Source organism: Streptomyces sp. NPDC001549 (genome assembly GCF_042894025.1).
GTDB classification, from domain to species: domain Bacteria; phylum Actinomycetota; class Actinomycetes; order Streptomycetales; family Streptomycetaceae; genus Streptomyces; species Streptomyces kutzneri.
Map to the genome: position 1 here is coordinate 213,905 of NZ_JBIAVJ010000008.1, position 22,863 is coordinate 236,767.

Sequence of the window (22,863 nt, forward strand, 5' to 3'; positions counted from 1 at the left end):
GTGAACCGCCTTGTGGGCCGTCCGCGCCGGTCGGTGCAGTGCCAACCTTGCCGTGCCCGGGGCACTTCGGTGATCGATCAGACTGCTCATCAAGCTGCCTGGCGCGATGGTGAGGGGCCGTAAATCCCCTCGAATCCTGCCTATTCGGCCAGGACTCCCGCTCCCGCGGCGGCCAAGGAGCCCTGTTCCTGCCCAGCCGGTGCCTCCGCGGGCTCCGCCGGGCCCCGGTTGTCGAGCTCCCGCCACACCGGGAAGACCAGCGGCGTGAGCGTGACCGCGAGGTACAGCGCCCCCGTGCCCAGGAGCGCCGCCACCAGCCCCGAGACGTCCAGGGCCAGCCCCGCACCGAGCATCCCCAGTGGCGTCGCCGCCAGTGCGGCGGCCGTCAGCAGACCGAACACCCGCCCCCGCACCTCCTCGGGCACCCGCTCGTAGGCGACCGACATCATCAGCGGACCCACGATCCCCGACCCGATGCCGGACAGGGCCAGTACCCCCAGCAGCACCGGCACCCGGGGCTCGGCGGCCAGTGCGGCACACCGCACCGCCCCGACCAGGACGAAGGCCCCGACGAAGACCGTGCGCCGGGGCATCCGGTGGCCCGCCCAGCCGTACAGGGCCGCCCCGAGCAGCGCGCCGGCCCCCATGGCGGTCACCATCGCCCCGAACAGGGCGCTGCTGCGCAGCACCTGGGCCCCGTACGCCGGATAGAGCACGCCGTTCAGCGCCCCGTCCAGGGCGTTGGTCAGCATCAGGACCCCCACCATCGCCCCCAGCAGCCGGTCCCTGCGCAACTGGCCGAGCCCGAACCGCAGTTCCTGGGCGTAGGAACCGCGCGGCGCCCCGCCGCCGGCCGGGCGGGGGCGATCCGCCGCCGGCACCAGGGCCGCCACGAGGAGGGCACACAGCGCCATCGCCGCCATGTCCGCGTACAGGGTGCGCACGGGCCCGGCGGTCGCGATGAGCAGACCGGCCAGCGGCGCCCCCGCCATCATGCCGATCCGGCGGGCTCCCTCGACCGCTCCCGTGGCCCGCTCCGCCGTGACGCCCGCGCGTTCCATCGCGCCGGGCAGGAGCAGCTGCTTGGAGGTGTCGGACGGTCCGCGGGCGGCCCCCACCAGGAAGACCAGGACGATCAGGACGGGCAGGGGCAGGGCGCCCCAGGCGTGCAGGAGCGGGATCAGGCTGATCGCCGCGGCCGTGAGCAGGTCCGCTCCGATGCTCGTCGCGCGCACGGGCAGCCGGTCGACCACCGGACCCGCGAGCACGGCGGAACACAGCAGGCCCAGCACCTCGGCGGTGGCGACGAGCCCCGTCCGGGTGCCGCTGCCCGTGCTGTGCAGGACAAACCAGGGCACGGCGACCAGGGTCGCCGCCATGCCGAGCGAGGAGATCCCGGCGGCCGCCACCAGGGCGGCCAGCGGGGTGCGGCGGCGCGCTGACGCGGAGCCGCCGGTGTACGAGCTGGTCATACGGGTTTCCTTCCGGCACCGCCGCGCCGCCCGGCAGCCCGCGACGGGGTCTGCCGGGCGGCGTGGTGCCCGGGGATCGTCGGGTCAGCCGGCCATGCTCACGCGGAGGCTGAGCGGGCGCATGTCGGTCCACACCCGCTCGATGTGCGCGAGGCACTCCTCCTTGGCGCCGCGTACGCCCTGGTCGTGCCAGCCGAGCGGGACGGGCCGGCCGGCCTCCCAGAGGGAGTACTGCTCCTCGTCGTTGGCGACGACCAGGTACTGCTGCGGGGACGCGTCGTTCACGGTGTTCTCCTCGATGGATCAGGGAAGCGGAAGGGTCTTCGGGGTACGGCGGTTCAGGAGGGCCAGGAGGGCCAGGGGGTTCAGGAGGGCAGGGCCGCGGCCAGCAGCTCCGCCAGGGCGGCGCAGTGCGGGGGGTCCACCAGGTCGTGGTGGTTGCCCGGGACCGCGGCCCGTACGACCGCGCCCGCGGTGCGCGGCCGCCAGGCCGCCGGGTCCACCAGCGGGGTCGCGAGCTCCGGATGGCGCTCGTCGACCGTGAACAGGTGCAGGCCGACAGCGAGTACGGCGTCGGTGCGGTAGGCGGCGGAGGCCGCCCCGTTCGCCTCGGCGACCCGCAGCAGTCTGCGCAGGGCCTCCGTGGGGGACGTCCGGGGGAGGGTGCCCTCCTCGCGGCCCCGGCGCACCAGGACGTCGAGCAGTTCCTCCTCGTCCAGTTCGCGCGCCGAGCCGGCGTCGATCCCGGCGGCGATGCCGTACCGCAGCAGGTCCGGATCGCCCGGCCCCGAAGCCGTACCGGAACGGCTGCCGGGAGCCGTGCCCGGCGCCGCCGCGTCGATCAGGCCGAGGAAGGCGACCTCCTCACCGGCGGCCTCCAGCCGGGCCGCCATCTCGTAGGCCACCGTCCCGCCGAACGACCAGCCGGCGAGCAGGTACGGGCCGTGCGGCTGCTCCTCGCGGAGCGCGGCCAGATAGCGCGCGGCCATCTCGGGCACGTGCTCCAGCGGGGTCTCGCCGGTGTTGTAGCCCACCGACTCCAGGCCGAGGATCCGCCGGTCGCCCCCGGGACGGGCGGACAGGTCCCGCACCAGGTCCCGGTAGCAGACGACGTCGCCGCCCCGCGGGTGGACGAGGACCAGCGGCGGCCGGGACGGGTCCCCGTCGGCCAGCGGGACCAGCAGCCTGGCGGCGGCCGCCCCCGCGTCCGGGAGCGCCTCGCAGAGCAGCTCCACGGTGCGCCGGCGGAACACCAGGTTCAGCGGCAGTTCCACACCGAACTCCCGGCGTACGGCGGCCATCAGGGCGAAGGCCTTGAGCGAGTGCCCGCCGAGCGCGAAGAAGTCCTCGCGCACCCCGATCGGGGCCGTCCCCAGGGTCTGCTCCCACAGACGCGCCATCCGCAGCTCGGTCGTGTCGCGCGGGGCGACCCGCCCCGCGCCCTCGCCGCGCGCCGCGTCCGCCGAAGGAGCGGGCAGCGCCTTGCGGTCGAGCTTGCCGTTCGGCGTCAGCGGGAGCCGCTCCAGCACGGTCAGGACGGCCGGGACCATGTACTCGGGAAGGTCCTGGCGCAGGAAGTCGCCGAGCTCCCGCACGTCGACCGCCTCGTCCCGCCAGGTCACGTAGCCGGCCAGCGCCGCGTCCACCCCCGTGCCGTGGACGGCCACGGCCGCCGCCAGCACCCGCGGGTGGCGGGCGAGCGCGGACTCGATCTCGCCGAGCTCCATGCGGTGGCCGCGCACCTTCACCTGGCCGTCGGCCCGGCCCCGGTACTCCAGACCGCCGTCCGCGAGCCGTCGTACGAGGTCACCCGTGCGGTACAGCCGTTCGCCCGCCGCGTACGGGTCGGGCACGAACCGGTCCGCGGTCAGCGCCGGCCGCCCGTGGTAGCCGCGGGCCACCCCGTCGCCGCCGATGTACAGCTCGCCGAACACGCCGACCGGCACCGGCCGCAGGACCGCGTCCAGCACGTGCAGCCGGGTGTTGGCGAGCGCCGAGCCGATCGGCACCGGCCCGTCGCCGACCGGACCGGACAGCCGGTGCGCCGTGGACCAGACGGTGGTCTCCGTCGGCCCGTACACGTTCCAGACGGTGCCCAGCGCCGTACGCATCCGCTCGGCCAGGGCCGGCGGCAGCGCCTCGCCGCCGCACAGCGCCCGTACGCGGGGCGCCTGCCAGCCGGACTCCATCAGCTGGTGCCAGGTGGCCGGGGTGGCCTGCACGACCGTCACCGGCGCCGCGTCCAGCTCCTTCGCGAGCAGGGTGCCGTCCCGTGCGGTCTCCCGGTCGACGACCCGAACGGTCGCTCCGCACGTGAGCGGGACCAGCAGCTCCAGCACGGCGATGTCGAAGGAGGCCGTGGTGACGGCCGCGACCGTGTCACCGGCCGTCAGCTCCAGCCTGCGCACCATGTCCCGGGTGAAGTTGGCCAGCGCCCGGTGCGGGACGGTGACCCCCTTTGGGCGTCCCGTCGAGCCCGAGGTGTACAGGGCGTACGCCAGCTGCTCCGGTTCCGGCGGCACGGGCGCGAAGTCGGCCCGCGCGCTCCCGTCCCCGGCCAGGGCGCCGAGGTCCACCACGGCGACCCCGTCCGGTGCCTGCGCGGTGCCGGAAAGCCCCGACACCACCAGCACCCGGGCGCCGCTGTCCGTGAGCATGTAGCCGATCCGGTCGGCCGGATACCCGGGGTCGACGGGCACGTACATGCCGCCGGAGCGCAGGACGCCCAGCAGCGCCGCCGGCAGCAGCGCGGAGCGCTCCGCGCACACGGCCACCGCCGTGTCCGGGCCCACCCCCAGCCGGGCGAGCTCCCGGGCCAGCCGGCCCGAGACCTCCCACAGCCCGGCGTACGTCAGGCTGCGCTCCCCGTCGTCCACGGCGACGGCCTCCGGCGTACGGGAGGCCTGCTCACCGACGAGCATGTGCAGCGGCCGGTCGGCGGCCGGCTCGGCGGACCCGCCGCCCGCGCACAGGATCCGGCGCTCCTCGGCCGGGCCCATCAGGGGCAGCGCGCCCAGCGGGGTCGCGGGATCGGCCACCGCGGCCGTCAGCAGTTCGGCCAGCGCCGAGGTCATGCGCTCGACCGTCGCCCGGTCGAAGAGGTCGGTGGCGAACACGGCCTCGCCGCGCAGCGCGCCCTCCTCCTCGGCGAAGTACAGCGACAGGTCGAACTTCGAGGCCCCGCTGGCCAGCGAGAGCGGTTCGACGTCCAGCCCGGGCGGTGCGGGCGGCGCGGCGGCCTCCTCGTCGAGCACCAGCATCACCTGGAACAGCGGGTTGCGGCTCAGGTCGCGTTCCGGCCGTACCTCCTCCACCAGGCGCTCGAACGGCACCTCCTGGTGGGCGTAGGCCCCCAGGGCCGTCTCCCGGGCCCGGTCCAGCAGTTCGCCGAAGGCCGGGTCGCCGGACAGGTCGGTGCGCAGCACCAGGCTGTTGACGAAGAAGCCGATGAGCGGCTCCAGTTCGGTGCGGTCGCGGCCCGCGATGGGGGAGCCCACCGCCACGTCCTCGCTGCCCGACCAGCGGGCCAGCAGGGCCTGGAAGCCCGCCAGCAGCACCATGAACAGGGTGGCGTCGTGCCGGCGCCCCAGGTCGCGCAGCCCACGCAGCAGCGGCTCGGGCAGCTCGAAGGAGAACTGCTCGCCGCGTCCGGACGGGGTGGCCGGCCGGGGCCGGTCGGTGGGCAGGTCCAGCGGGGCGAGCCCGGCCAGCCGCTCACGCCAGTGGTCCAGGGTGCCCGCGAGCGCGTCACCGCTCAGCCGCTCGCGCTGCCAGGACGCGAACGCGCGGTAGGAGACCGCGAGTTCCGGCAGCGGCTCGGCCCCTTCGAGGGTGCGGGCCCGGTAGGCGGCGAAGAACTCCCGCCAGAACACGCCCACCGACCAGCCGTCGAAGGCGATGTGATGGGCGACGATCACCAGCAGGTGCTCCTGCGGGGCGATCCGCACCAGGCGGGCCCGCAGCGGGCCCGCCGCGGCCAGGTCGAAGGGCAGCGCGGCGTCGTGCGCCGCCAGCTCCCGCGCCCGCTCCCCGGCCGCCGCCGCACCCAGCTCCGACAGGTCGGTGAAGGCGGGGGTGAACATCGAGGCCGGACCCGGCACGACGCGGGCCGCGAAGGCCCCCTCGCCGCGGTCCTCCCGGGACTCCCGGGACTCCCGGGACTCCCGGGACTCCCGGGACTCCCGGGATTCCCGGGATTCCGCGAACTCCTCGATCCGCGAGCGCAGCACCTCGTGCCGGGCGACGACGTCCCCCAGGGCCGCCAGGGCCGCGGCGGTGTCGAGCTCGCCGGTCAGCCGTACGGCACCGGGCATGTTGTAGTCGGGCCGGCCCGGCTGGAGCCGGTCCAGCAGCCACAGCCGCTGCTGCCCGAAGGACAGCGGGCCGGGCCCCTCGGGCAGCGCGGGGATCGCCGGTCCCGCCCCGTCCGCCGCGCCCAGCGAGGCCAGCGCCCGGGCGAGGTCCCCGGCCACCGGGTGGCGGAAGAGCAGCTGCATCGGGATGTCCAGCTCCAGCAGGGCGCGCAGCCGGGAGATGACCCGGGTGGCGCGCAGGGAGTGCCCGCCGCGCTCGAAGAAGTGGTCGCGGACCCCGATCGGGCCCTCGCCGAGCACCTCCTCCCAGACCTCGGTGACCGTCCGCTCCAGCGGGGTGCGCGGGGCGACGTGCGCCCGGTGCCCGCCGCCCGGACCGGACTCCGGCGCGGGCAGCGCCCTGCGGTCGGTCTTCCCGTTCGGGGTCAGCGGCAGCGCGTCCAGCACCACCAGCGCGGAGGGCACCATCGCGGCCGGCAGGGCCGCGCGGACGAAGTCCAGTACGGCGGCCGGATCACCGCTGCCGTCCCGCCACACCACGTACGCGGCGAGCAGCCGGTCGGCGCCCTCGCCGTGCGCGGCGGCCACCGCCCGGGCCACGTCGGGGTGGCGCAGCAACGCGGCCTCGACCTCGCCGAGTTCGATCCGGTGGCCCCGGACCTTGACCTGGTTGTCGCGGCGGCCGTGGAACTCCAGCACCCCGTCGGAACGCAGCCGCGCCAGGTCACCGGTGCGGTACATGCGCGCGCCGGGCGGCCCGTACGGGTCCGGCGGATAGGCCTCGGCGGTGCGGGCCGGATCGCCGAGGTAGCCGCGGGCCACCCCGCGTCCGGCGATGAACAGTTCACCGATCGCGCCCCGGGGCAGCGGTTCGAGGTGCTCGCCGAGCACGAGCACCCGGGCACCGGGCAGCGGCCGCCCGATGGGGATGCGGCCCGCCTCGATGTCGGCGTCCGTCACCACGTGGTACGTGGTGGTGTTGGTGCACTCCGTCGGACCGTACTGGTTGACCAGCCGCAGCCGGCCGGGCACGCCCAGGGTGTGCGCGGCGCGGGCCAGTCCGGCCGTCAGCGCCTCACCGGTGGTCATCACCAGCCGCAGCGCCGGGGCCGGCCCGTCGGCGGCGGAGGCTGCGGCGACCAGCGGCTCCAGCATCGACGGGACGATCGACAGCAGTGCCGTCACGTCCTCGGCGTGCAGCAGCCGGGCCAGCGCGTCCGGATCCCCGGCCTCGTCCTGCGAGGCCAGCACGATCCGCCCGCCGGTGGTCAGCGGGGCGAACAGGTCGCGTACCGACGGGTCGAAGGTCAGCGCCGTACGGGCGAGCACCACGTCCTCGGGGCCGAGAGCGAAGGTGGAGGCCAGCGCCGCCAGATAGCCGGTGATCGCGGCGTGCGTGACGGCCACGCCCTTGGGGCGGCCGGTGGACCCGGAGGTGTACAGCAGGTAGGCGAGGTGCGCCGGGGAGGCGGGGACGGCCGGATCCGTCGCGGGCAGCGCGTCGACCAGCTCCCGCTCGGCGTCCAGGTCCAGGACCGGTACGTCGCCGGTCAGGTCCGCGGGCAGCCCGCCCGGCAGGCCCGCCGTCAGCACCAGGCGGGCGCCGCTGTCGGCGAGGACCGTGCGGACCCGCTCGGCCGGATGCCCCGCGTCGAGGGGCACGTAGGCGCCGCCGGCCTTCAGCACCGCGAGGACGCAGACCAGCGTGCGCGGGTCGCGCCCGGCCAGCACGGCCACCCGGGTCTCAGGGCCGGTCCCGAGCTGCCGCAGGCGGTGGGCCAGCCGGTTGGCGGCCGCGTCGAGCTCCGCGTAGCTGGTGGTGGTGCCCTCGCAGGTGACGGCCGGGGCGTCCGGCCGCAGCCGGGCCTGTTCCGCCACCAGGGAGTGCAGGGTCCGGGCCGCCGGCCGGTCCGCCTGCGGCGCGGTCTCCTCCCCGAGCAGGGCGGCGTGCTCCTGCGGGGACAGCACGTCCAGCCGGGACAGCGGCGCGTCGGGGTTCTCGGCCGCACCGGCCAGCAGCCGCAGGTAGTGCGCGCCGAACCGCTCGACCGTAGCCCGGTCGAAGAGGTCCGTCGCGTACTGGACGGTGCCGGTCAGACCGCCGGGGTGCTCGGTCATCGCGAGGCTGAGGTCGAACTTGGCCGTCCCGTTGGAGGTGTCCAGGCCCTCGACCTCCACACCGTCCAGCGGCAGCGCGGCGAGCTGCTCGGGGTGCAGCTGGAACAGCACGTCGAAGAGCGGGTTGCGGCTGAGGTCGCGCTCCGGCCGCAGCTCCTCCACCAGCCGGTCGAAGGGGACGTCCTGGTGCTCGTACGCGGCCAGCGCGGTCCGGCGTACCCGGCCCAGCAGTTCGCCGAAGGCCGGGTCGCCGGACAGGTCGGTGCGCAGCACCAGGGTGTTGACGAAGAAGCCGACGAGCGGCTCCAGTTCGGTGCGGTCGCGGCCCGCGATGGGCGAGCCCACCGCGATGTCGGCCTGGCCCGTGTAGCGGGCCAGCAGCGCCTGGAAGCCGGCCAGCAGCACCATGAACAGGGTGGCCCCGCGCTCCCGGGCCAGCCCGCCGAGCCGCTCGGCGAGTTCGGCCGGGACCTCGAAGACGAAGGCGTCGCCCGCGCCCGAGCGCACCTGCGGCCGCGGCCGGTCGGTGGGCAGCTCCAGGGCCGGGAGGCCGCTCAGGGCCGCCCGCCAGTGGGCGATGCCCGCGTCGGCCTCGCCGTCCGTCAACCGGCGCTGCTGCCAGTACGCGAAGTCCCCGTACTGGACGGGAAGTTCCGGCAGTGCGGGGCGCTCGCCGCGGCGCAGGGCCGCGTAGGCCCCGGACAGCTCCCGCCACAGCACCGGCATCGACCAGCCGTCGCCGACGGTGTGGTGCAGGACCAGGACGAGGAGGTGCTCGTCGTCCGCGACCCGCACCACGCGGGCCCGCAGCAGGGGAGCGGAGCCCAGGTCGAAGGGGGCGGCGGCGTCCGCGTGGGCCAGGCCGAGCGCCCGCGAGCGGGCCTCCTCGCGGGGCAGGTCCCCCAGGTCGGTCCGGACCGGGGCGAAGACCTCCGGCGCCTCCACGGTCTGTACGGGGCCTCGCGGGCCCTCGGTGATCCGCGAGCGGAGCACCTCGTGCCGGGTCACCACCGTGCACAGCGCGGCGGCCAGCGCGTCGGCGTCGAGCGGGCCGCGCAGCCGGGCCGCGACGGGGATGTTGTAGTCGGGCCGGCCGGGCTGGAGCTGGTCCAGGAACCACAGCCGCTGCTGCGCGAACGACAGCGGCGCGGGCTCTCCGGCCGGCCGGGCGCCGATCGCGGTGAGGGCGGCCGCGGCCGTACCGGGGCCGTCGCCGCGCAGGGCGTCCAGCGCCGACGCGAACCGTTCCAGCGTCGGGTGCTCGAACAGCAGCCGCAGCGGCACGCCGGTGCCCAGACGGGCGCCGAGCCGCGACACGGCGCGGGTGGCCCGCAGGGAGTGGCCGCCGAGCGCGAAGAAGTCGTCGTGGCGGCCGATCCGCCCGGTGCCCAGCACCTCGCCCCATACGGCCGCGGCGAGTTCCTCGGTCCGCGTGGCCGGTGCGGCGAACTCGGCCCGGCGCACCCCCTCTTCGGGCGGGGCGGGCAGCGCGCGCCGGTCCAGCTTGCCGTTCGGGGTCACCGGCAGGGCCGCGAGCGGCACGATTGCCGAGGGCAGCATGTACGCGGGCAGCCGTGCGGCGAGGGCCCGGTGCAGCTCGGCCGGCTCGGCCGCCTGCCCGTCCGAGGGCACCACGTAGGCGACGAGGCGCTGCTCGCCGGGGGTGTCCTCGCGGACCACCACCGCGGCGTGCCCGATCTGCGGGCAGCGGGCCAGCTCGGCCTCGATCTCGCCCGGCTCGATCCGGTGGCCGCGGATCTTGACCTGCTGGTCGCCGCGGCCCAGGTAGTCGACGGTGCCGTCGGGGCGCCGCCGGGCCAGGTCGCCCGTCCGGTACATCCGGGCGCCCGGGGCGCCGTACGGGTCCGGGGTGAACTGCCGTGCGGTCAGGCCGGGCCGGCCCAGGTAACCGCGGGCCACGCCGGTGCCGCCGATGCACAGCTCGCCGACGGCGCCCTGCGGCACCGGGCGGCCACGCTCGTCCAGGACGTACAGGCGGGTGTCGTCCAGGGCGGTGCCGATGGGGATCCGGCCGTCCACGACGGCCCCGGCGCGGGGGTCCAGCCGGTGGCCCGTGGCGAAGGTGGTCGTCTCGGTGGGCCCGTAGACGTTGACCAGGACGGTGTCCGGTGCCTGCTCCAGGGCCCGGGCGAAGGAGTGCGGGGAGGCGGCCTCGCCGCCCGTCCACACCTCCCGCACCCGCGCCAGGAGCTCCACGCACTCCTCTACCACCAGGTTGAACAGGGCGGCCGTCAGGAACACGGACGTGATCCGGTGCTCCTCCACCAGCCGCGCCAGGGCCGCGGTGTCCACCCGGCCGGGCGGCGCCATGACCACCTGTCCGCCGGAGAGCAGCGGCACCCACAGCTCGTACGTCGAGGCGTCGAACGACAGCGGTGAGTGGGCCAGCACCCGCCGGTGCGCGGCGCCGAAGGCGGTGTCGCGGGCGAGCGCCACGACGTTGGCGTGCGTGACGCCGATGCCCTTCGGCTCTCCCGTGGAACCGGAGGTGTACATCACGTACGCCAGCTGGTCCGGCGCGCAGGGCGGGTACGGGACCGGGCCGGCCGGGCTCCCGTCCGCCGGGGCCGTCACGTCGAACACCGGCACGGGCGAGGTACGGACCGCCTCGTGGCCGGCCGTCGCCGGATCGGCGAGCAGCAGGCGGGCGCCGGTCCGCTCCAGCATCCAGTGCAGCCGGGCGACGGGGAACCCCTCGCCGAGCGGGACGTAGACCCCGCCGGCCTTCAGGACGGCCAGGATCGCGACCGGGAGGTGGACCGAGCGCTCCATCAGCAGGGCCACCGGGGTCTCGCGCCCCACCCCGGCCGCGGTCAGCCGGGCCGCCAGCAGGTCGGAGAGGGAGTCGAGTTCGGCGAAGCCGAGGCGGTCGGAGCCGCAGACCACGGCCTCGGCGCCGGGGGTGCGCCGGACCTGCTCGGCGAACAGCTCCACCAGGGTGGCCGGGGCGAGGTCCGGGCGCACCGTGCCGTGGCCCGCGGCCGCGAGCCGGGCCGCGGTCGGGGCGGAGGGCAGCAGCTCGGCCACGGGGCGGTCGGGCTCCTCGGCGGCGGAGGCCAGCAGCTCCAGGTAGTGACCGAGGACGAGTTCGGCCGTGGCCCGGTCGAACAGGTCGGTGTCGAAGACGAGCGAGCCGGAGCAGGTCTCGGCGCCCTCGGACACGAAGACGCTCAGGTCGAAGAGGGACCCGCCGAAGTCGGTCCGCACGGCCTGCGCGTCCAGGCCCGGCAGCCGCAGCCCGGCCGTCTCGTCCGGTGCCGACGCGAACATCACCTGGACGAGCGGGTTGCGGTCGCCGACCCGCTCGGGACTCAGGTGCTCCACCAGCCGGTCGAAGGGCACCTCCTGGTGGTCGTACGCGTCCACCGTCGCCCGGCGGACCCGGCCGAGCAGCTCGCGGAACCCGGCATCGCCCGACAGGTCGGCGCGCAGCACCACGGTGTTGACGAAGAACCCGACGAGCGGCTCCAGTTCCACCCGGTCCCGGCCGGCCACCGGAGTGCCGACGGCGATGTCGGTGCGGCCGGCGTAGCGGGCCAGGGCGGCCTGGAAGCCGGCCAACAGGGTCATGAACAGGGTGGCGCCGGCGCTCTCGGCGATGCCGCGCAGCCGTGCGGTGAGGCGGGCGTCGAGGGTGAAGTCCAGGCTCGCGCCGTCGCCGCTGCGGCGGGTGGGCCGGGGCCGGTCCGTGGGCAGTTCGAGGGGTTCCAGCCCCGCGAGGCACTCCTCCCACCAGCGCAGCTGCCCGTTCATCGCGCCGCTCGCGAACCGGTCGCGCTGGGTACGGGCGTACGCCTGGTAGCCGAGGGGGAGCGGCGCCTGCGGGAGCGGCCGGTCCGCGAGCAGGGCCGCGTAGCCCTCGGAGAGTTCCTGCCAGAGCAGGCCCATGGACCAGCCGTCGGTGGCGATGTGGTGGACCACCAGCACCAGCAGGTGGTCCTCCGCGCCCAGCCGGATCAGCAGGGCGCGCAGCAGCGGGCCCGCCGCGAGGTCGAAGGGTCTGCGGACCTCCTCCCGGGCCAGGGCGTGGGCCCGCTCCTCCAGTTCGGCGAGGGGGGCGCTGCCCAGGTCCAGCACCGGCAGCGGGACGGCCGCCGGCGCGGGCAGGACCACCGGGTGCGGGGCGCCGTCGCGCTCCTCGAAGACGGTGCGCAGCGGTGCGTGGCGGGCCACGACGGCCGTCAGGCTCCCGCGCAGCAGGTCGGGGCGGACGGGGCCGCGCAGCCGCACGACCTCGGGGATCGCATAGCCGGGGGTGCCGTCCATCATCCGGTCCACCAGCCACATCCGCTCCTGGGCGAACGAGGCGACGGGCTCGGCGTCGGGGCCGGCGGCGGCAGGGGCCGGGGCCGCCGCGGTGGCCGGACCGGCCGCCGAGTCGTCCAGCGCGGCGCGCACCCGGCGGCGCAGCAGTTCCCGGGCGGCGGCCAGCCGGCTGTCCACGCCGGCGGCCGGCAGGCTCTCCTGGGTGGTCACGAGGTCTCTCCCTGAAGTACGAGTGAAGGAACGGCGTCGGCGGTGGCAGCAGTGGCGGCGAACGGGGCCGGTTCGGCCTCCAGTTCGGCCAGCAGCACCGTCTCGACGGCGGTGGCGAGGGCGGCGACGGTCCGCTGTTCGAAGAGGGTGTGCAGGGGCAGGTCCAGGCCGAGGGACTGGCGCAGCCGGGCCGCCACCCGGGTGGCGCTCAGCGAGTGCCCCCCGAGGGCGAAGAAGTCGTCGTGGCGGCCGATGCGCGGCGCGTCCAGTACGGAGGCCCACACCAGGGCGACCAGTTCCTCGGTCTCCCCGGCGGGCGGCTCGTACCCGGTGGCGGCGGCCGCCGCGGCGGGCGCCGGGAGCGCCCTGCGGTCGAGCTTGCCGTTCGCCGTGACGGGCAGCCCGTCCACGACCACGAGCACCGGAACCATGTACTCCGGGAGGGAGCGGGCCAGTTCGGCGCGCATCGCCTCGGGGTCCGGGTCGGAGGCGGCGTCCGCCCCGGCCTCCCGGACGACGTACCCGACGAGCCTGCGCTCGCCCGGGACGTCCTCGCGGACCACGACCGCGGCCCGCCCGACACCGGGGAGGCGGCCCAGCGCCGTCTCGATCTCGCCGAGTTCGATCCGGAAGCCGTGGATCTTCACCTGGTCGTCCGTGCGGCCCAGGTACTCCACCGAGCCGTCGGCCCGGTGGCGGGCCAGGTCACCGGTGCGGTACATGCGCGAGCCCGGCGGGCCGAACGGGTCCAGGGGGAAGCGCTCCGCGGTCAGCGCCGGGCGGCGCAGGTACCCGCGGGCGAGGCCCGCACCCGCCAGGAACAGCTCGCCCGCGACCCCCACCGGGACGGGCCGCCCCCGCGGGTCGAGCACGTACAGCGAGGTGTTCCAGATCGGCCGGCCGATCGGCACGGGCCCGGTCTCCTCGCGGCGGCAGTCCCAGTGCGTGACGTCCACGGCCGCCTCGGTGGGCCCGTACAGGTTGTGCAGGGGCACGTCGAGCACGTCGAGGAAGCGGTTCTTCAGCTCCTCCGGCAGGGCCTCGCCACTGCACACGACCCGGCGCAGCGACCGGCAGCGGCCCGCCTGCGGATCCTCCACGAACGCGGCCAGCATGGACGGGACGAAGTGGACGGTGGTGACCGCCTCCTCCCGGATCACCCGGGTGAGGTAGGCGGGGTCCTTGTGCCCGCCGGGCTCGGCGACCACCAGGGCCGCGCCGGTCAGCAGCGGCCAGAAGAACTCCCACACCGAGACGTCGAAGCCGAACGGGGTCTTCTGGAGCACCCGGTCGTCCGACCCCAGCCGGTACCGGTCCTGCATCCACAGCAGCCGGTTGACGATGGCCGAGTGCTCCACGACGACGGCCTTGGGCCGCCCTGTCGACCCGGACGTGTAGATCACGTACGCGGGGTGCGCGGGCAGGGGGGCCTGCGGCACCGCACCGGCGGTCCCGTCGTGGACGGCCCCCGGATCCAGCCGCGGCAGGTCCGCCGCGGCCGGCAGCGCCGCCGCCACCTCGTCGTCCGCGAGCAGCAGGACGGGCTCGGCGTCGGACAGCAGGTACGCGATCCGGTCCGTCGGCAGCGAGGGGTCCACCGGAAGGTAGGCGGCCCCCGACTTCAGCACGGCCAGCAGCGAGACCACCATCTCGGTGGAGCGGTGCAGGGCGACCGCGACGATCCGCTCCGGACCGGCGCCCCGGGCGCACAGCTCCCGAGCCAGCCGCTCGGCACGGGCGTCGAGTTCGGCGTACGACAGGCGCTCGTCCCGGAAGACGGCCGCCGGGGCATCGGGCGTCCGGGCCACCTGCTGCGCGAACAGCTCCACCAGCGTGGTGTCGGGGACGGGCACGGCCGTGGCGTTCCACTCCCGGATCAGCCGGTGCTGCTCCGCGGAGAGCAGGTCCACCTCCCCGACCGGGGTGGAGGGGGCGTCGGCGACGGCCGTCAGCAGCCGCTCCAGCGCCTCGCCGAGGCTGCGCGCCGTCCGCGCGTCGAGGACGTCCGTGCGGTGGTCGAGGTGCAGCCGCAGCCGCTCCCCGGGCAGCACGATGAGGTTGACGGTGTAGTGGGTGGCGTCCGAGCCCTCCACCCCGGTCAGCCGCGGCCCGCCGGCCAGGTCCCGCATCGACTCCAGGTCGAGCGGATAGTTCTCGACGACGACCGTGGTGTCGAAGAGGGCGCCCAGTCCCGCCGCCCGCTGGATGCCGGCGAGTCCGACGTGCTGGTGGTCCATCAGCTCCGCCTGCTCGTCCTGGAACCGGGCCAGCGCGGCCAGCAGCGGCTCGCCCTCCCGGATCCGGAACCGCACGGGCAGGGTGTTGATCAGCAGGCCGACCATGTCCTCGATACCCGCGACGTCCGCGGTGCGTCCCGAGACGGTCCCGCCGAACACCACGTCGTCGCGCCCGGTCACCCGGCCCAGCAGCACCGCCCAGAGTCCCTGGACAACGCTGTTGAGGGTGACGCCCGCGGTACGGGCCCGCGCGGTGAGCCGCGCCGTGAGCTCCGCCGACAGCTCGACCGAGGCCCGCTCGGGCAGCGCGTCGATCCGGTTCGGGTCGGCCGCGCCCAGCAGGGTCGGCTCCTCCAGCCCGGCCAGCGCGCCGCTCCACGCGGCCTCCGCGGCGCCGTCGTCCTGACGGGCCAGCCAGTCCAGGTGCGAGCGGTACGGGACCCCTTCCGCGACGGGACCGGTGTCCCCGGGCTCGCCGGACCCGGCGCATTCGGCGTACCCGGTGAGCAGTTCGCGCAGCAGCACCGCCGAGGACCAGCCGTCCCAGACGATGTGGTGGTTCGTCATGACCAGCCGGTGCTCGCCCGCGCCGAACCGGACCAGCGTGAAGCGCACCAGCGGCGGCCGCTCCAGGTCGAAGCGGCGGGCCCGGTCGGCCGCCAGCAGCCGCTCCCACTCCCGCTGCCGGTCCGCGGACCCGAGTCCGCCGAGGTCCACGGTCTCCCACGGCGCTCCGGCGGACTCGACGACGATCTGCACCGGCCGGTCCAGACCCTGGTCGGTGAAGGCGGAACGCAGCGCGGTGTGGCGGCGCAGCAGCCGGTCGCATGCCGTCCGCAGGGTGCCCTCGTCCAGGGGACCGTCCAGGGTGAGGAGGATCTGGCCGGTGTAGGCGTCCATCGCGCCCGTGTCGAAGGCCGAGTGGAAGAACAGGCCCTCCTGGAGCGGCGAGAGCGGCAGCACGTCGGCGAGCCCCGCGTAGCGCGCGGCCAGCGCGTCCGTCCCGGGCTGCGTCAGCCGGACCAGCGGCAGGTCGCGAGGGGTGAGGCGGCGCGGTCGGGGGGCGCCCGTCCAGCCGGCCAGCAGGCGCAGGGCCTCGCCCCAGGCCGTCACCAGGGCGTCCGCCTCGGCGTCGGTCAGCAGGGCCTGCGGATGGGTGACGACCGCGGTGAAGGAGGGGCCGCCGGCGCCGTCCACGGCCATGGCGTCGATCTGCAGGGCGTGTTCGACGGGCATCGCCGGATCCACGTCGGCCCGCAGTCCGCCCGCCTCGGGGGCAGGGCTCCAGGGCGCCCCGTCCCCGCCGGAGAACCGGCCCAGGTAGTTGAACAGGACCCGGGGGCGCGGGAGTCCGGACAGTTCCGCGGCGGTCCGCGGATCGAGCCGGCTCAGCAGCCCGAAGCCCGTGCCGTGGTCCGGTACGGAGGCGACCGCCGTGTGGATCCGCGCGACCAGCTCGGCGAGGGCGTCGCCGCCGCGGGCCGCCGCGTCCAGGTCGAGGCCGTCCAGGTCGAACCGGACCGGATACTGGGTGGTGAACCACCCGACCGTGCGTGCCAGGTCGTGGCGGCCGGTGCGGTCGACGCGGCCGTGGCCCTCCAGGTCGACCAGCAACGACCCCGGGGCGGAACCGGGGGAGCGCAGGCGGTGGACCGCGAGGACCAGCCCCGCGAGCAGCACCTCGGCCGGACCGGTGCGCAGCGCGCCGGGCACCCGGGCCAGCAGCGGGCCGGCGACCTCGGCGGGCAGGCCGAGTTCGAGCGTGCGGGTGGTGCCCGCGGTGTCCCGCACCGGGTCGGGGACCCGGTGCCACGGCTCCCGCGGGTCCGGGCCGGCCCCGGGGGTCTCCAGCGTCGAGCGCCAGAAGGGGAGCTCGGCGAGCACCTCCGGGGAACGCGCCTGGAGTTCGAGGTGGTGGGCCCACGCACGGAACGAGACCTCCCCGTCCGCGGCCGGAAGCGGACGCCCGGCGACGGCGGCCTCCCAGGCCGCGGCCAGGTCCGCCGTCAGGATCCGCCAGGACACCCCGTCCACGGCCAGGTGGTGCACGCACAGCAGCAGCCGGTCCGGCGACGCCCCGCCGGCGTCGAAGCGGACCGCCCTCAGCATCACCGAGGCCGCCGGATCCAGTTGCCCGGCCGCCTCCCGCGCCGTCTCCGCCACGATCGCGGCACGGGCGGACTCGTCCGACCCCGCCACGGTGACGGTGCGGTACAGCCGGGACACGTCGACCGAACCGGGCTCGCCGACCGTGCACAGCGGGCCCTCAGGTCCGGCGGTCACGCCGAGGCGCAGCGCCCCGTGCCGGTCCACGACCGACTGCAGGACCCGTACGAGCGTGGCGTCGTCCGCGCCCTCGGGCAGGGCCAGCACCATGGACTGGCTGAAGCGCCCGACCGGGCCCGGCCCGTCGAGGAGCCAGCGCATCACCGGGGTCCCGGGGAGCGGACCGCTCCCCGGGACGGCCGGACGGCCGGCGGCCTGCGAGGTCCCGTGGCCCGGCTCGCCGACGGCCGCGGCGAGGGCGGCCGCCGTCTTGTGCGCGAACACCTCGCGCAGGGTGAAGGAGAAGCCCCGGGCCCGTGCCCGGCTGGTCAGGCTGAGGGCGGCGATGCTGTCGCCGCCGAGCTCGAAGAAGTTGTCGTCCGGGGTGGCGGAGGTGCCGAGGGCCTCGGAGAACAGCGCCGCGAGGGCCACCTCGGTCGCGCCGTACGCACGCTCGGGGCGCTCCGGACGGTCCGCGGCCTCGGGTACGTGGAGCCGCGCGCGGTCCACCTTGCCGCCCGGGGTGAGCGGCAGCCGGTCCACCGCCACGAAGGTACGGGGCACCATGTAGCCCGGCAGGATGCGGCCCAACTCCGCTGCCAGCAGCTCAGGTTCGGGCGCCGGGCCGCCGTCGCCCGGCGGCGCCACGAAGGCGACGAGCCGCCGTGCTCGTCCCGCGGGGGCGTGCACCACGACCGCGGCCTGCCCCACCGAGGGCTGCCGGCCGAGCACCGCCTCGATCTCGCCCAGTTCGATCCGGTGTCCATTGATCTTGACCTGTCGGTCCACCCGCCCGAGGAACTCCAGTTCGCCCCGTGCCGACCAGCGCACGAGGTCGCCCGTCCGGTACATCCGCGCACCGGGAACACCGGAGAAGGGGTCGGGCACGAAGCGGTCGGCCGTCATGGCGGCGCGCCCCGCGTACCCCTGGGCCAGACCGGCACCGGCCACGCACAGCTCGCCGGTCGCTCCCGGCGGCAGCAGCCGCAGGGCCCGGTCGACCACGTACGCGCGGTGGTTGGCCATCGGACGGCCGATCGGCGGGATCCGGCCGTGCGAGGGCGGAACCACCCGGTGCATGGTGACGGACACGGCGGCCTCGGTGGGCCCGTACGCGTTCCAGACCTCGCGGCCGTCCGCCGCCCAGCGGTCGACGGCGTCCCCCGACGGGGCCTCGCCGCCCGTGGACAGGAACCGCAGCGCGGGCAGCGCGGCCGGGTCCAGCAGCGGCAGGAGCGCCGGCGGCAGGTCGGCGACGGTCACCGCGTGCCCGGCGAGCAGGGCCTGGAGGCGGTCGACGTCGACCCGTTCCGTGTCGGTGGCGAGGACCAGGGTGGAACCGCTGAGCAGCGCGCCGAACACGTCCAGGACCGACACGTCGAAGGACAGCGAGGCGAAGCCGAGGAACCGCTCCGTGCGCCCGGATCCGTGGCGGTCGCCCGCGCCGCACAGGGCGAGGTGGCCGCGGACGAAGTCGGCCGCCGCCGCGTGCGGGACGACGACGCCCTTCGGCTCGCCCGTACTGCCCGAGGTGTACAGCAGGTACGCGGCGGACGCCGATGGCACCGCTGCGCCCGCCCCGTCGCCGCGGATCCCGCCGGTCACCGCTCCCGCGTCGACCACGGACGGGAGGTCGTGCGGCAGCCGATCGCGGCCGCCCGGCCCGGCGACGACCGTGCGCAGCCCCGCGTCGCGCACGATGTAGGCGATACGCTCCGGCGGCAGGCCGGGGTCGAGCGGTACGTAGCAGCCGCCCGCCTTCAGGACGCCGAGCAGGGCCGCGACCATCGAGGGCGAGCGCTCCACGCACACGCCGACCGGCGTGCCCGGTTCCACGTCCGGCCGCAGCCGGTCCGCGATGTCCTGGGCCCAGGCGTCGAGTTCCCGGTAGGTGACCTCCTGGCCGGCGCAGATCACGGCGACCTTCTCGGGTGTGCGTGCCGCCTCCCGCTCGAAGAGCGTGTGCAGCGGCCCGTCGCCGGGTGCCGGGTCGGCGCCGCCCTCGGCGAAGGCGGCGAGGCGCTCCTCGTCCTCGGCGGTCAGGAAGGGCAGCGAGCCGACCGGGGTCTCGTCGTCGGCCGTGGCGAGCGCGACCAGGAAACGGGTGAACCGCACGCGCAGCGCGTCGAGCTCGTCCGGGCCGATGTCGGCGGCGTCGCCCTCGGCCTGCACGGTCAGCGGGCTGTCGCCGCCGCGGTCGTAGACGTTGAGACAGACGTGCTCCACCGGGCCGACCGAGAGGTTGTGCGCGGAGGCGGGAGCACCGGCGAAGGACAGCTCGTAGTCGAAGGACATGAGGTTGACGGCGGCGTCCCACAGCCGGGGCCCGGTTCCGGTGAACTCCTCGATCCGGTGACGCTGGTGGCGCAGGGCCTCCTTGATGCCGGCCGAGGTGCTGCGCAGCAGTTCGCCGACCGTGGTGTCCCCGGTCACCGCCAGCCGCAGCGGCAGGACCTTGGAGAACATGCCGGGTGTCCGGCGGGCGTCCGGGGTGGTGCGGCCGGTGACCGGCAGGCCCAGGACCACGTCCTCGGTGGCGCCCGCGCGGTGCAGGTGGGCGGCGGCCGCGGCCATCACCAGCGCCGACCAGCGCGTGCCGTGCCGGCGCGCGGCGTCGCGCAGGGTACGGGCATCGGCGGGGTCGAGCTCACCGCTCACCCGCACCGCCGTACCCGACGCGGGCGCCGGGACGCTGCCGGTGAAGGACACGGGCTCGGGGGCGCCCTCCAGCCGGGCCCGCCAGAACTCCCGGTCGGCCGCGGACCGTTCGGAGCGGGCGTACTCCTCCTCCCCGGCCACGATCCGCTCCCACGGCGTGCTCTCGGGGGCCGGTACGGGTTCTCCCGCGACCAGCGCCGAGTACACCTCCGCGGTCCGCCGCGCGAGGATCGAGCCGGTGACCCCGTCCGCGACGAGGTGGTGGTAGCCCTGCATCCAGCGGTACGTCGCCGGACCGGTCCGCACCAGGAGGTGCCGGCTCACGTCACCGGTCGTCAGGTCCGTCGGCCGGGCCAGCTCGGCGCGCATCAGCCGTTCGGACTCGGCGTCCGGGTCCGGGTGGTCGCTGACGTCGGCCGTCTCCATCCGCAGCGGCGGCGGACCGGCCGGTATCTGGCACACCACTCCGTCCACCTCGGCGAAGCGGACGCACAGCGTCTCGGTTCCGGCCACCGTCGTGCGCACCGCCTCGGCGAGCAGCTCCGGATCCACCGCCCCGCGGATCTCCAGGTACTCGGCGATGGTGTAGTCGAGGCGGGTGGGGTCGAGCTGCTGTGCGAACCAGACGCCGTTCTGCGGCGGGGTCAGGGGCAGCGGCCCGCGGTCGTGAGTGGCCATGCGGTGGTCAGTCTCCTCAGTCGGATCGGTCGATCAACGACGACGTGAGGCCACTGTCCGCGACGGCCGGACGGTCCCGAAAGTCCCACTAATACGCCTCTTGACGACGCCCGATCCGCTCGGAGAAGTCCTCGGTACCGCGATCCCGTGACAGGTGGATCCAGGTGCCGCGGTCCGCGCCGCACCCCGGGGACCCGGGAGGGGCCGGCGCGGGCGCCGGGCCTGACATCGATGTCGAGACGTCGGCGCGGGCGGTCTCCGGGCCGTCGGGTCCGAGCAGCCCGTGCCGGTGGGCCAGGTAGCCGAGCTGGAAGCGGCTCGTCGCACCGAGCTGACGCATGATGGCGGAGACGTGCCGCTGGCAGGTGCGCACCGAGATGCCGAGGGCGCGGGCCGTGGCGCGGTCGTCGTCGCCCTGCATCAGGTGCTGCAGTACGGATCGTTTCGCCTGGTCGGCGACGTCCTGGATGAAGGCCTTCTCGCGCGGCTTGCCGATGCGGTCGCCCGTCGCCCACAGCAGGTCGAACATCTCGGCGACGAACGCGACCAGGTCCGGGCTGCGGACGAGCAGCGCCCCGCCCGCCGTTTCCGGGAGCGGGAGGGCGAGCAGGGACCGGTCGAAGACCAGGCACCGGGCCAGGCCGCCGGAGACCGTCCTCGCCTCGGCCCCGAGAGCCGCCAGCTCCGCCTCGTACCGCACGGTCGGCGGGTCGAACCGGGCCGAGTGCTGGTACAGCGTGCGTACGGGGACGCCACGGGAGAGCAGGTCCCGGTGCCGGGCGCGGGCGCGGCGCAGTTCGGCCTCGGGCAGGGGGCCGCCCGGCTGGGCGCAGAGCACCTCCTGCGTGCACGCGGCGGACTGCCGGTCGAGGATGCGCCGGAGTTCGGCCGCCGACTCGATGCGCTCCAGCGGCGGCCCCTCCAGGGTGCGTTGGCGCGCGGCGTGCACGATGGCCAGCTCCGCGAGCTGCCCCCGCATGCGCAGCAGGTCGAGCTGGGCCCCCTGGACGCGTTCCTCCCACCGCTTGAGCAACCGCGCGGACACGTCGGTGGGGTTGGTGGCTGCAAAGCAGTCGGGGCCGATCTGCTGGACCAGGCCGCTGGAGACGAGGGCGTCGAGGGTGCGGGCCATGGCGGCGGGTTCCGCCCGGGCGAGCACCTGGCTTCCCTGGAGAGGGCCGTGTTCTGCGAACTCCCGGTAGAGGGCCATCTCCTCGGACGTGAGCTCCCGGGGTCGGTCACGGTCCTGCGGGCGTTTCGGCGCGCCTGGTTTCATTTCGCTGCCCTCTCGTTCGCATCCGTCGTGATCGCGATGCTAGGAGACTCCGCTCCGGCCCCGCCGCCCCAGGAACGTGTATCAGACACGCTTCCTGTGCGCGGGCCTCAAGGGGAGGCCGGTGCAAGATCCTTGATCCACGGCGGAATCCGACGGCGGGCGCGGACCGGCGCACCGGACGGCGGGCCTCCGTGGGGATGGCCGGAACGCGTAGGGCCCCGCCTGAAGGGCGCTGCAAGAACTTGCTGTCGTCTTTCCGACAGTCGGTAAGACGACGGTCGCACCCCATTGGCGGGCGGCCGCCTCCCCCTCGATGCTGGGACGGGGCGCGCCGATCGGGGATGCGCACCGTGCAGGAAAGGCGCGTTCGCATGGATCCCCAACGACCGGCGGGCCCCGCCCGCCGGGGCCGCCCGGGCCGGCCGCCGGGCTCAGTCGTCCGCCGGATGGACCACCTCGACCCCCTGGTCGCGCAGCACCTCGACCGCGGGGGAGTCCGCGGGGGCGTCCGTCACGACGAGGGCGATCTCCTCCATGGAGCAGATGCGGCCCAGCGCCGCGCGGCCGATCTTGTCGGCGGTCGCGACGAGGATCACGCGCTGCGCCGCGGCGACGGCCGCCCGCTTCACCTGTACGTCGTCGAGGTTGTAGGCGGTGGCGCCCTGGACGGGGTCGACCCCGCAACAGCCCAGGATGAACGTGTCGAAGCACAGGTCCTTGAAGGTCTGCACGGGCGCGTGGCCGTAGAAGGACAGCTCCTCGGGGCGCACCTGCCCGCCGGGCATCACCAGCTGGATGCCGGGATACGCGGACAGCGTGAAGGCCGCGTGCAGTGAGAGGGGTGCGACGGTGAGCTGGCGGTCCGCCATGGCCTTGGCGATGGCCACGGCGGTCGTGCCCGTGTCCAGCGCGACCGTCTCGCCGTCGGTGAGCAGTTCGACCACGGCGCGCGCGAGCCGCTCCTTGGCCTGCGCTCCGGACATGGCCCGGATCGCGTAGGGGGGCTCGACGCCGCCGGGCAGGCTGCTCACCGCCCCGCCGCGCACGCGGCGCAGCGCTCCCCGGGACTCCAGTACTTCCAGGTCCCGGCGGATGGTCATCTCGGACGCCCCGGTGGCCTGGGCCAGCTCGGCCACCGTCGCGCGGTTCTGCTGCATGAGCAGTCCCACGACGAACTTGTGCCTCTCCATCACGTTCATGTGTCTGCTTTTAGCACAGATGGGGGCGGAGGGCTGCCGGGATGTGCGTTTCGAACATCCAAACTGTTGAAACGAACATCGACGATGTGTAGCTTGAGCGGAACGGTGGGAACTTCCTGCTGTTGTGAACGTTGATCGTGTTCATTCGGA

The 22,863-nt window shown here is 75.5% G+C and carries 6 protein-coding genes; all 6 read right to left on the minus strand.

Annotated features, from left to right (window positions below; genetic code table 11):
- Positions 1-140 precede the first annotated feature (140 nt).
- Positions 141-1,472 (minus strand): MFS transporter, encoded by a 1,332-nt coding sequence (locus tag ACFY04_RS16550; protein WP_389117234.1) that lies wholly within the window; start codon positions 1,470-1,472, stop codon positions 141-143.
- 84 nt (positions 1,473-1,556) lie between these two features.
- Positions 1,557-1,757 (minus strand): MbtH family protein, encoded by a 201-nt coding sequence (locus ACFY04_RS16555; RefSeq protein WP_389117235.1) that lies wholly within the window; start codon positions 1,755-1,757, stop codon positions 1,557-1,559.
- Between the two features lie 80 nt (positions 1,758-1,837).
- Entirely contained in the window at positions 1,838-12,400 is a 10,563-nt protein-coding gene (locus ACFY04_RS16560; protein WP_389117237.1) for an amino acid adenylation domain-containing protein, read from the minus strand.
- Positions 12,397-20,238, minus strand: a complete 7,842-nt coding sequence (locus ACFY04_RS16565; protein WP_389117239.1) for an amino acid adenylation domain-containing protein — start codon at positions 20,236-20,238, stop codon at positions 12,397-12,399. Before ACFY04_RS16565 ends, ACFY04_RS16560 begins: the two co-directional genes overlap by 4 nt.
- A gap of 88 nt (positions 20,239-20,326) precedes the next feature.
- Positions 20,327-21,448: a LuxR C-terminal-related transcriptional regulator gene (locus tag ACFY04_RS16570; RefSeq protein WP_389117241.1), complete on the minus strand. Its 1,122-nt coding sequence runs from the start codon at positions 21,446-21,448 to the stop codon at positions 20,327-20,329.
- A gap of 497 nt (positions 21,449-21,945) precedes the next feature.
- On the minus strand, positions 21,946-22,713 hold the full coding sequence (locus tag ACFY04_RS16575; RefSeq protein WP_389117242.1) for a DeoR/GlpR family DNA-binding transcription regulator: 768 nt from the start codon (positions 22,711-22,713) through the stop codon (positions 21,946-21,948).
- Positions 22,714-22,863 lie beyond the last annotated feature (150 nt).

Coding starts and splice junctions, on each gene's coding strand:
- ACFY04_RS16550 (WP_389117234.1), bottom strand. CDS start 1,472: ATGACCAGCTCGTACACCGGCGGCTCCGCGTCAGCGCGCCGCCGCACC.
- ACFY04_RS16565 (WP_389117239.1), bottom strand. CDS start 20,238: ATGGCCACTCACGACCGCGGGCCGCTGCCCCTGACCCCGCCGCAGAAC.
- ACFY04_RS16570 (WP_389117241.1), bottom strand. CDS start 21,448: ATGGCCCTCTACCGGGAGTTCGCAGAACACGGCCCTCTCCAGGGAAGC.
- ACFY04_RS16575 (WP_389117242.1), bottom strand. CDS start 22,713: ATGAACGTGATGGAGAGGCACAAGTTCGTCGTGGGACTGCTCATGCAG.